Source organism: Streptomyces aureus, assembly GCF_001418135.1.
Lineage (GTDB): Bacteria > Actinomycetota > Actinomycetes > Streptomycetales > Streptomycetaceae > Streptomyces > Streptomyces aureus_A.
In genome coordinates this window covers 1-8,848 of the sequence record NZ_LIPQ01000278.1, presented here as the reverse complement: position 1 = coordinate 8,848, position 8,848 = coordinate 1, and the positions used below count along the sequence as shown (strand labels likewise).

The 8,848-nt window shown below is 72.8% G+C and carries 10 protein-coding genes; 6 read left to right on the top strand and 4 right to left on the bottom strand.

All coding sequences use genetic code 11. From position 1 onward, the window contains the following. Positions 1-80: 80 nt before the first annotated feature. Positions 81-743, top strand: coding sequence for an NADPH-dependent F420 reductase (locus tag AOK00_RS22900; RefSeq protein WP_055602178.1), 663 nt, complete (start codon positions 81-83; stop codon positions 741-743). On the opposite strand, the gene AOK00_RS22895 is transcribed toward AOK00_RS22900, so the two are convergent. Together AOK00_RS22895 and AOK00_RS22890 are read right to left on the bottom strand one after the other, a co-directional pair. Next, positions 718-1,371 carry a DUF4291 domain-containing protein gene (locus AOK00_RS22895; protein WP_055602179.1) on the bottom strand — a complete coding sequence of 218 codons (654 nt, stop codon included), beginning with the start codon at positions 1,369-1,371 and terminating at the stop codon, positions 718-720. The genes AOK00_RS22900 and AOK00_RS22895 overlap by 26 nt on opposite strands. A 78-nt stretch (positions 1,372-1,449) precedes the next feature. Then, the gene (locus tag AOK00_RS22890) at positions 1,450-1,887 is read right to left on the bottom strand and encodes a winged helix-turn-helix transcriptional regulator (protein WP_055602177.1); all 438 of its coding nucleotides are present in this window, start codon (positions 1,885-1,887) and stop codon (positions 1,450-1,452) included. 186 nt (positions 1,888-2,073) lie between these two features. On the opposite strand from AOK00_RS22890, the gene AOK00_RS22885 reads away from it, so the two are divergent. Beyond that, positions 2,074-2,391 (top strand): DUF6401 family natural product biosynthesis protein, encoded by a 318-nt coding sequence (locus AOK00_RS22885; RefSeq protein ID WP_055602176.1) that lies wholly within the window; start codon positions 2,074-2,076, stop codon positions 2,389-2,391. A gap of 38 nt (positions 2,392-2,429) precedes the next feature. On the opposite strand, the gene rarD is transcribed toward AOK00_RS22885, so the two are convergent. Both rarD and AOK00_RS22875 read right to left on the bottom strand, forming a co-directional pair. Continuing rightward, positions 2,430-3,425, bottom strand: coding sequence for an EamA family transporter RarD (gene rarD, locus AOK00_RS22880; protein WP_055602175.1), 996 nt, complete (start codon positions 3,423-3,425; stop codon positions 2,430-2,432). Positions 3,426-3,529: 104 nt separating this feature from the next. After that, positions 3,530-4,402, bottom strand: a complete 873-nt coding sequence (locus AOK00_RS22875) for an NmrA family NAD(P)-binding protein (protein ID WP_055602174.1) — start codon at positions 4,400-4,402, stop codon at positions 3,530-3,532. A 97-nt stretch (positions 4,403-4,499) separates the two neighbouring features. On the opposite strand from AOK00_RS22875, the gene AOK00_RS22870 reads away from it, so the two are divergent. The 4 genes from AOK00_RS22870 to AOK00_RS22855 form a co-directional block, all read left to right on the top strand. After that, on the top strand, positions 4,500-4,910 hold the full coding sequence (locus AOK00_RS22870; RefSeq protein WP_055602173.1) for a winged helix-turn-helix transcriptional regulator: 411 nt from the start codon (positions 4,500-4,502) through the stop codon (positions 4,908-4,910). A gap of 85 nt (positions 4,911-4,995) precedes the next feature. Continuing rightward, positions 4,996-5,847, top strand: coding sequence for a hypothetical protein (locus AOK00_RS22865; protein WP_055602172.1), 852 nt, complete (start codon positions 4,996-4,998; stop codon positions 5,845-5,847). After that, on the top strand, positions 5,844-8,087 hold the full coding sequence (locus tag AOK00_RS22860) for a bifunctional serine/threonine-protein kinase/ABC transporter substrate-binding protein (protein WP_055602171.1): 2,244 nt from the start codon (positions 5,844-5,846) through the stop codon (positions 8,085-8,087). Before AOK00_RS22865 ends, AOK00_RS22860 begins: the two co-directional genes overlap by 4 nt. 4 nt (positions 8,088-8,091) lie before the next feature. Next, positions 8,092-8,848 (top strand): serine/threonine-protein kinase (locus AOK00_RS22855; RefSeq protein WP_159041830.1); only part of this gene is annotated, 757 nt, incomplete at its 3' end.

The following is an 8,848-nucleotide window of genomic DNA, read 5'->3' as shown; positions in this document are numbered from 1 at the left end:
CTTCGGGGGAGCGGCGGCCGGGATGCCGACCCTACGCCGGACCACACGCGGCCGCCGTCTCCCCCGAAGGAGCGCACCCCATGAAGATCGCGGTACTCGGCACCGGCGAGGTCGGCCGCCGGCTCGCCACCAAGCTCGCCTCCCTCGGCCACGAGGTCGCCATCGGCTCCCGTACCGCCGACAACGCCGAGGCCGTCAAGTGGGCCGAGGAGTACGGCGGCGGGCACGGCACCTTCGCGGATGTCGCCGGGCCCGCCGAGCTCGTCGTCAACGCGACCGGCGGGCTCGTCTCCCTCGCCGTCCTGCAGTCCGTGGGCGCGGACGGGCTGCGCGGCAAGGTCCTCCTCGACGTGTCGAACGGGCTCGACTTCTCCGAGGGCTTCCCGCCCAAGGTCGTCACCCCCGACGGTGTCAGCGTGGCCGAGCAGCTCCAGCACGCCTTCCCGGAGACCCGGATCGTCAAGTCGCTCAACACCATGACCAACACGGTCATGGTCGAGCCGGGCCGCGTCCCCGGGCACCACAACGTCTTCCTCAGCGGCGACGACGAGGACGCCAAGGCCGTCGTCGCCGGCCTGCTCGGCTCCTTCGGCTGGGCGCCCGACCGGATCCTCGACCTCGGCGACCTGACGAGCGCCCGCGCTGTCGAGCAGCTCGTACAGCTGTGGCTTCGGCTCTACGGGATGCTCGGCACCGGCGACTTCAACTTCTCGGTCGTCACGGCGCCGACAGCGGCTGCCTGAGCTCCTCCGGCCCCTGCCCGCGCAGGTGGTCGAGCAGGCCTGCGGGCTCCGGGTACGGCTCCTCGTGCGGGAGCAGGAGCCGGGCCGCCGCCAGGTCACCCGAGCGGACCAGTTCGTGGACCCGGTGCGCGAGCGGGGTCACGTCGCGTACGGACACCGTCCACTCGTCCGCGTACCGGCGGGACGCCTCGCCCGACAGGCCGAGCTGGAGCGAGCGGTACGGGAGTGGGCGGAGGTGCGGATCGCGCTCCGGGTCCCACTGGACCCGCGCCGGCGCCTGCCTCAGCTCCCGCTTCCAGGCGGCCTGGTCGGGGTGGAACCCGCGTTTGTAGTGGGAGAGGCAGGCGTTCCGCAGGGCCCACTCGAAGCCCTCGCGGGTGATCTCCACGGCGAGGACGGTCTCCTGGCCTTCCTTCTTCCCCCAGCCCGAGCGGTACATCATCCACAGGAACGACGGCTTGATCCATGTCATCCGGTCCCGCTTCCAGGCGGCCGGAAATCGTCCCTCGCGGGCCGCGGGCAGGCCGATCTCGGGCCGGTACGCCTGGTAGACGGTGACCGTACGGTCGGTGTGGAGCGCGCGGATGCGGTACTTCGGCTCGTCGATGGCCGACTTCGTTTCTTCCATGGCCATGAGGATGGGTGAAGTCGGGCGCCGGGGCCACCGGTTATCCGTGTCCGGCGGTGGACGGTGCGGGCGGGCCCCTCAGGCCACCGCCGCCGCCTCCCGTGCGTCGTACTCCTCCCGTGCCGCCGCGATCTCGTTCTGGTGCTGCTCGGTCCAGGTGACGAGGGAGCGGATCGTGGTGTGCAACGTGCCGCCCAGGGGCGTCAGTGCGTACTCGACGCGGGGCGGGACGACCGGGTGGACCGTGCGCTTCACCAGGCCGTCGCGCTCCAGCTGGCGCAGGGTCACGGTCAGCATGCGCTGGCTGACGCCGTCGATCTCGCGCTTGAGCTCCGTGAAGCGCAGCACCCGGCGGTCGAGGAGGGCGATGACGAGGAGCGACCACTTGTCGGCGACCCGGTCGAGGATCTGCCGTACCTCGCAGTCCTCGCGGGTGTCCCACTGGAAGGGGTCGGGATCCCCGTCGTCCCCGTACGTTCCCGTGCAGTGACTCGGCACCTTCGAAGTGGGGTCCATGGCACCCGATGATCCCGCAGGGCCTCGACGGTCACAAGAGGGAACCGACCCCCGGATCGGTAACCGGAGGACCTTTCGGGGGCCCGGAGAGGCCCTGGAGGTCCGGAAGGATCAGGAGGTCCCGGTCCCCGACGCTGCGACCAAGGTCACGGCCTGGGTGCGCCTGTACGCGCCTAATGTGGAGGGATGAACGATTCGCCCGGCTGTCCGCTGATCGGCGTCGCCGCCACGTACATGCCCCGGCTCTCGGAGATGACCTCCGAGCCGGGGCTCGCGGCTGCCGTCGACCAGCACGCCGCGGCCGTGCGCGACGCCCTGATCCCGGCCCAGCGGGGGCCGCGGGGCCGGACCGTCCGGCGGGAGGAGCTCGCCGACTACGTCCTCGGGTTCACCGACTGGCTGACCGGGGCCGACTGGACCGAGCCCGTCGGCCACGACTTCGCGACCCTCCGCCTGACGGCGGTCTGCTGGCTGATCCGGGAGTACGACCTGCTGGACGCGTGAGGTCGGATCCGGGAGTACGACCTGCTGGACGCGTGAGGTCAGGGTGCCTGTCGGGCGGTGGGTGCCGCCGCCGGTGCCTGAGCCGGCTCCGCGGTGGCGTCGGCCGCCGCGGCTTCGGCCGTCGCCTTCGCCGCCTCCATCGCCGCCCTGCTCCGGCGGGCCGTGCGCAGGGCGTCCCAGGTGAGGATCGTCAGGGCGAGCCAGACGAGGGAGAAGCCCGCCCAGCGCTCCGGCGGCATCGCCTCGTGGAAGTAGAGGACCCCGAGGAGGAACTGGAAGGTCGGTGCCAGGTACTGGAGGAGGCCGAGCGTCGACAGCGGTACGCGGATCGCGGCCGCCCCGAAGCAGACGAGCGGCACCGCCGTGACGATGCCGGTGGCGGCGAGCAGGGCCGTGTGGCCCGCGCCGTGGGAGCCGAAGGCGAGGGTGCCCTGGGTGCCGAGCCAGACGAGGTAGCCGAGGGCCGGCAGGAACTGGACGGCGGTCTCGGCGGCGAGTGACTCCAGGCCGCCGATGTTGACCTTCTTCTTCACCAGGCCGTAGACGGCGAAGGAGAAGGCGAGGGTCAGGGAGATCCAGGGCGGCCGGCCGTATCCGATGGCCAGGACGAGGACGGCGGCGAAGCCGATGCCGACCGCGGCCCACTGCGCGGGGCGCAGCCGTTCCTGGAGGACGAGGACGCCGAGGGCGATGGTGACGAGCGGGTTGATGAAGTAGCCGAGGGAGGCCTCGACGACATGGCCCATGTTGACGGACCAGATGTAGAGGCCCCAGTTCACCGTGATGACGGCGGCGGCGACGGTGATCAGGCCGAGCTTGCGCGGGCTGCGGACGAGCTCGCGCATCCAGCCCCAGCGGCGCACCGCGAGCAGGGCCACGCCGACGAAGACCAGGGACCACACCATGCGGTGGGCGAGGATCTCGACCGATCCGGCGGGCTTGAGGAGGGGCCAGAAGAGCGGGACCAGTCCCCACATGCCGTAGGCGCCGATCCCGTAGAGCAGTCCTGCTCGTTCCTCGTTCTCCGTCTTCACCGGACCTCCCGCCCTGTGCCGCGCTGTCCTGTCGAAGGTAGCGCCGCACGGGGCGGCTTGTCATGCCCGTACCGCTATACGGTCATGACCGGAGGGGGTGGTGGTCAGGAGCCGGCGAGGGCTTCCTTGATCGTCACGGCGATCGGGGTGGTCGGGCGGCCGATCAGGCGGGCCAGGTCGCCCGTCCGCCGGGCGAGCGCGCCGTGCTCGACGGCCCGGTCGACGTCGACCAGGATCTCGGCGAAGGGGGCCGGGACGCCGGCGCCGGTGAGGATCGCGAGGTGCGCCTCTGCGGGCACGTTGCTGTACGTGATCTCCCGGCCGGTCTGGGCGGCGACCTCGGCCGCGTACTCGGCGAGCGACCAGGCGGTGTCGCCGCTCAGCTCGTACGTCTTGTTCAGGTGCTCCTCGGCGGGGCCGGTCAGGACGGCGGCAGCGGCGGCGGCGTAGTCGGCGCGGGAGGCGGAGGCGATCCGGCCCTCGCCGGCGTTGGCGACGACGGCGCCGTGGGCCAGGACCGGGGCGAGGTTGGCCGTGTAGTTCTCGGTGTACCAGCCGTTGCGCAGGAAGGTGTACGGCAGGCCGGAGTCGAGGATCAGCCGCTCGGTGACCTTGTGCTCGGCGGCCAGGTCGAAGTCGGCCTCGTCGCCGCCGAGGACGCCGGTGTACGCGAGCTGGGCCACGCCCGCGGCCTTGGCGGCGTCGATCACGGCGGCGTGCTGGACGACACGCTGCCCGACCTCGCTGCCCGAGACGAGGAGCACCCGGTCGCCGGCCTCGAAGGCTCCGGCCAGGGTCTCCGGCTTGTTGTAGTCCGCGATCCGCAGCTCGACACCGCGCTCCGCGAGGTCGGCGGCCTTCGCCTTGTCGCGGACGACGGCGACGACGGACTCGGCGGGGACGGTGGGGTCGGCGAGGAGGGCGTCGATGACGAGACGGCCGAGCTGGCCGGTGGCTCCGGTGACGACGAGGCTCATGGTGCGTCCTTTTTCCGTGGGGTGCGGTGGGCGATGCACTCACCGTACGTCTGGCGCTAACTTTTCGTAAGTACCCACTTTGAAGTAAGGTACTGGCATGGGAGTAAGTGATGAACCGAAGAGCCTGCTCGCGGACGTCGACGGCGCCATGTGCCCGTCCCGCCTGGTCCTGGAGCACGTCACCAGCCGTTGGGGCGTCCTGATCCTCATCGCGCTGAGCGAGCGCTCGTACCGCTTCAGCGAGCTCCGCCGACGCGTCGGACGCGTCAGCGAGAAGATGCTCACCCAGACGCTCCAGACCCTGGAGCGCGACGGCTTCGTCCACCGCGCCGCCCAGCCCGTCATCCCGCCCCGCGTCGACTACAGCCTCACGGCCCTCGGCGAGGAGGCCGCCCGCCAGGTACGGGAACTCGCCCAGTGGACCGACCACCGCGTCCCGGAGGTCGAGCGGGCCCGCGCCCGGTACGACGAGGCGCGTCGCGAGCGTGCCACGGATCTGTCCCAATGATGTTGTAACCAAAGCGAGTTGTCGGTGCCCGGCCGTACGATCTCCTCACCGTTCGTGGTGAATCCGTGAGGACCGTGGGGGAACTGTGGCGTACGCGGACCGAAGACTTCTGCACGCCTGCTGCGCCGTACTGGCAGGCGGCCTGATCGCAACCGGCTGCACCAGCGGAGCCGGCGACGGGGAGGGACCCGACGGCAAGGGGAGTACGAGCGCGAGCACCGCACCGGGAACCGCCAAGGCGCCGACCACCGCCCCGGCTCCCACCCCGACCGCCCTCGACTTCACCCCGGACCCGAAGCGCGCGCCGAAGACCGAGGCCGAGGCCCGCCGCCTCGCCCTCGCGGTCGTCGCCGGGCCCGACGCCTGGGCCCCCGGCTACGTCAAGCGCACCCCGTACCTCAGCGACCCGGACTACTGGCCCGTCCTCGGCGCCAACTGCTCCTGGGAGAGCGGCACCCGGCCCGCCGACGTCCTGGCCAGCGTCACCGCCTACAGCGAGCTCCCCGCGACCGGCGGCAAGGGCGTCCTGCGGGTCGCCGCCACTGTCACCGTGCACCGCACCGAGTCCGCCGCCGACTGGGAGATGGCGTCCACCCTCGAAGAGGCACTGAACTGCCCCGACCAGAAGCTCCGCGACGGCGAGAGCGTCACCGGACTCATGTCGCTCGGCAACCCCTTCGGCGTCGGCGGCAACGCCACCGCCCACGACTCGATCCGCGAGGGCGGCTTCTACCTCAACGACGCCGTGAAGGGGAAACAGCCCTACAGCTGGTACCAGTCCCGGATCGGCCAGGTCACCGTCGCCACCGTCGTCAAGGGAGCCCCCGGCTACCAGGAGTTGAGCGACGCCACCACCACCGGCACGTCCCAGGCACAGGTCCAGGCCCTCGTCACCATGCTCGAACGCGCCGAGGATGCGCTGGAGGTCAAGCCGTGAGCCCCACCACCACCCCGCAGCCCGAGCCCGGCGCCCTCCGGCCGCTGCTGCCCTCCGACCCCTCCGCGATCGCCGGATACCGGCTCCTCGGCCGCCTCGGTGCCGGCGGCATGGGCGTCGTCTACCTCGGCCGCACCGCCGCCGGCGAACTCGCCGCCGTCAAGGTCACCCACGCCGACCAGGCAGACCAGCCCGACTTCCGGGCCCGCTTCCGCCGCGAGGTCGAGGCCGCCCGCCGCGTCTCCAGCCCCTGGGCCGTCCCCGTCACCGGCGCCGACCCGGACGCCCCGGAACCGTGGATGGCCACCGCCTTCGTCGCCGGCCCCTCCCTCGGCGAGGCCGTCGCCGCCCACGGCCCGCTGCCCGAGCGGAGCGTCCGCCTCCTCGGCTGGTCCGTCGCCCGCGCCCTCGCCGCCGTGCACGCCGCCGGGCTCGTCCACCGGGACGTCAAGCCCGGCAACGTCCTCCTCGCCGTCGACGGACCCCGCCTCATCGACTTCGGCATCGCCCGCGCCACCGGCGAGACCGCGCTCACCGCCACCGACATGGTCGTCGGCACCCCCGGCTTCCTCGCCCCCGAGCAGGCCGAGGCCCGCACCGACGCCATCGGCCCGCCCGCCGACGTCTTCGCCCTCGGCTGCCTCCTCGCCTACGCGGCGACCGGCCGGCCCCCGTTCGGCACCGGCGCCGTGGACGCCCTGATGTACCGGACCGTCCACGACGAACCCGACCTCACCGGCGTCCCCGAGGGACTGCTCGACCTCGTCCGCTCCTGCCTCGCCAAGGACCCCGCCGGACGGCCCACCGCGGCCGAGATCGGCGTCCGGCTCGTCGAGGACAGCCCCGGCGACGACGCCGAATGGCTCCCCGCACCCGTCGTCCGGACCATCGCCGAACGCTCCGCCCGGATGCTCGCCCTTCCCGAGATCGACGTCACCGAGGCCGGTGCCACCACCGGCGCGGCCGCTCCGGAGAAGAGCCGACGCGGCTTCCTGCTGCTCGCCTCGGGCGCCGCCGTGCTGGCCGTCGGCGGCGGCGCGGCGGCCGTCTGGGCGGGGCTCGGGGGCGACAAGGAGACGGACGGCAAGGGCGGCGGCAAGAAGCCCGTACCGCCCCGCACCAGCTGGACGATCGGCGTCCTCGCCGACCTGTCCGGGCCCGGCAGGGAGATCGGCCGGGCCCAGGAGCGCGGCGCGCGCCTGGCCGTCGAGCAGTTCAACGCCCGCAAGGACAAGCCCTTCACGCTCGGCCTCAAGGTGGTCGACGACCGGGGTGACGCGTCCCGGGCTCTGGCGACCGCCAAGGCCCTCACCGCCGACCCCGGAGTCCTCGCCGTCCTCGGCCCCACCGGCGATGCCGTCGCCGAGGCCGCCATGCCCGCCTTCGAGGAGGCCGGGCTCCCGCTGATCACGGTCTCGGCCGGGTACAACCTGCTCACCATGCGCACGGGCTCAGCGGCGAACGCGACGTTCCTGCGCGCCATCCCGAACCACATCAGCGCGGGCACCCACCTCTCGTTCGCCGCCACCCTGCTGCCCGAGATCCGCCGCCCCGGGGTCCTGGAGGACCGGACCGAGGACCACTACAGCTGGCAGGTCACCGGCGGCGTGCGCTTCGGCTTCGGGCAGGCCGGGATTCCCCCGCACTTCCGGGTCGTCCCCGCCCACGCCGACGCCGGCGCGTACCGCCGGGTGCTCGGCGAGATGATCGACGCGGGCATCGACGCCTACGTCCACTGCGGCGTCACCGAGACCGCCGTCCACGCCGCCCGAGCCCTCACCGAACTCGGCTTCACCGGACCGAGGTTCACCGGCCAGGCCGTCTTCGGCCAGGACTTCGTCAAGCAGGCCGGGGCGGCCGCCGAGGGCTGGTACGTGTGCGCGCCCGTCGCCGACCCCGCCACGCAGAAGACGGCCGCCGCCTTCACCGCCGCCCATCGCAAGCGGTTCGGGACGGCACCCGCGTACTACGCGGGCGAGTCGTACGACGTCGTCACGATGACGATCGAGCAGCTGAAGGCCCAGGCGAAGGCCGACGGCAAGCCCGCCCGCAAGGGCCTGTGGGCAGCGCTGCGCAAGCAGAAGTACACCGGTGTGATGGGCGGTTACCACTTCAACGAGTTCGGCGACCTGGGGATGGGCGGCACCTTCGTCTTCGCGGTGCAGAACGGCGCGTACAAGCCGATCGGCTCCGCGCCCCTGCTGCCGAAGAAGCCCGAGAAGAACGACAAGAAGGCCTGAGTCCGTGCAGCCGCTGCGCAAGGCCGACCCGTCGACCCTCGCCGGTTACCGGCTCCTCGGGCGGCTCGGCGCCGGCGGCATGGGCGTGGTCTTCCTCGCCCGTTCCGCCGGCGGGACGCTCGCCGCGCTCAAGCTGATCCGCGCCGAGCACGCCGCCGACCCGGGATTCCGGGAACGCTTCCGCCGCGAGGCCCGCGCCGCCGAGCGCATCACCGGCCGCTGGGTCGTCCGCGTCCTCGGCGCCGATCCGGAGGCCCGCGAACCCTGGCTCGCCACCGAGTACGTGCCCGGCCCCTCGCTCGCCGAGGCCGTCGGCCTGCACGGCGCCCTCCCCGAGCCGACCGTCCGGGCCCTGGGCGCCCGGCTCGCCTCCGCCCTCACCGACATGCACGAGGCCGGGCTCGTGCACCGCGACGTCAAGCCCGGCAACGTCCTCCTCGCCCTCGACGGCCCCCGCCTCATCGACTTCGGCATCGCCCGCTCCGCCGGAGCGACGGCCCTGACCGCCACCGACGCGATGATCGGCACCCCCGGCTTCCTCGCACCGGAACAGGCCCGCGTCACCGGCGCTGGCGAGGTCGGCCCGGCCAGCGACGTCTTCTCGCTCGGCTGCGTCCTCGCCTACGCGCTCACCGGCGAACGGCCCTTCGGTGCGGGCGCGGTGGCCGCCGTCGTCTACCGCACCGTCCACGAGCAGCCCGACCTCGACGGCGTACCGGACACCCTCCTCCCGCTCGTCACCGCCTGTCTGGCCAAGGACC

What these genes read in the sequence shown, in the direction of transcription:
- AOK00_RS22900 (WP_055602178.1), top strand. Translation starts at nt 81, where the DNA reads ATGAAGATCGCGGTACTCGGCACCGGCGAGGTCGGCCGCCGGCTCGCC.
- AOK00_RS22895 (WP_055602179.1), bottom strand. Translation starts at nt 1,371, where the DNA reads ATGGAAGAAACGAAGTCGGCCATCGACGAGCCGAAGTACCGCATCCGC.
- AOK00_RS22890 (WP_055602177.1), bottom strand. Translation starts at nt 1,887, where the DNA reads ATGGACCCCACTTCGAAGGTGCCGAGTCACTGCACGGGAACGTACGGG.
- AOK00_RS22885 (WP_055602176.1), top strand. Translation starts at nt 2,074, where the DNA reads ATGAACGATTCGCCCGGCTGTCCGCTGATCGGCGTCGCCGCCACGTAC.
- AOK00_RS22875 (WP_055602174.1), bottom strand. Translation starts at nt 4,402, where the DNA reads ATGAGCCTCGTCGTCACCGGAGCCACCGGCCAGCTCGGCCGTCTCGTC.
- AOK00_RS22870 (WP_055602173.1), top strand. Translation starts at nt 4,500, where the DNA reads ATGGGAGTAAGTGATGAACCGAAGAGCCTGCTCGCGGACGTCGACGGC.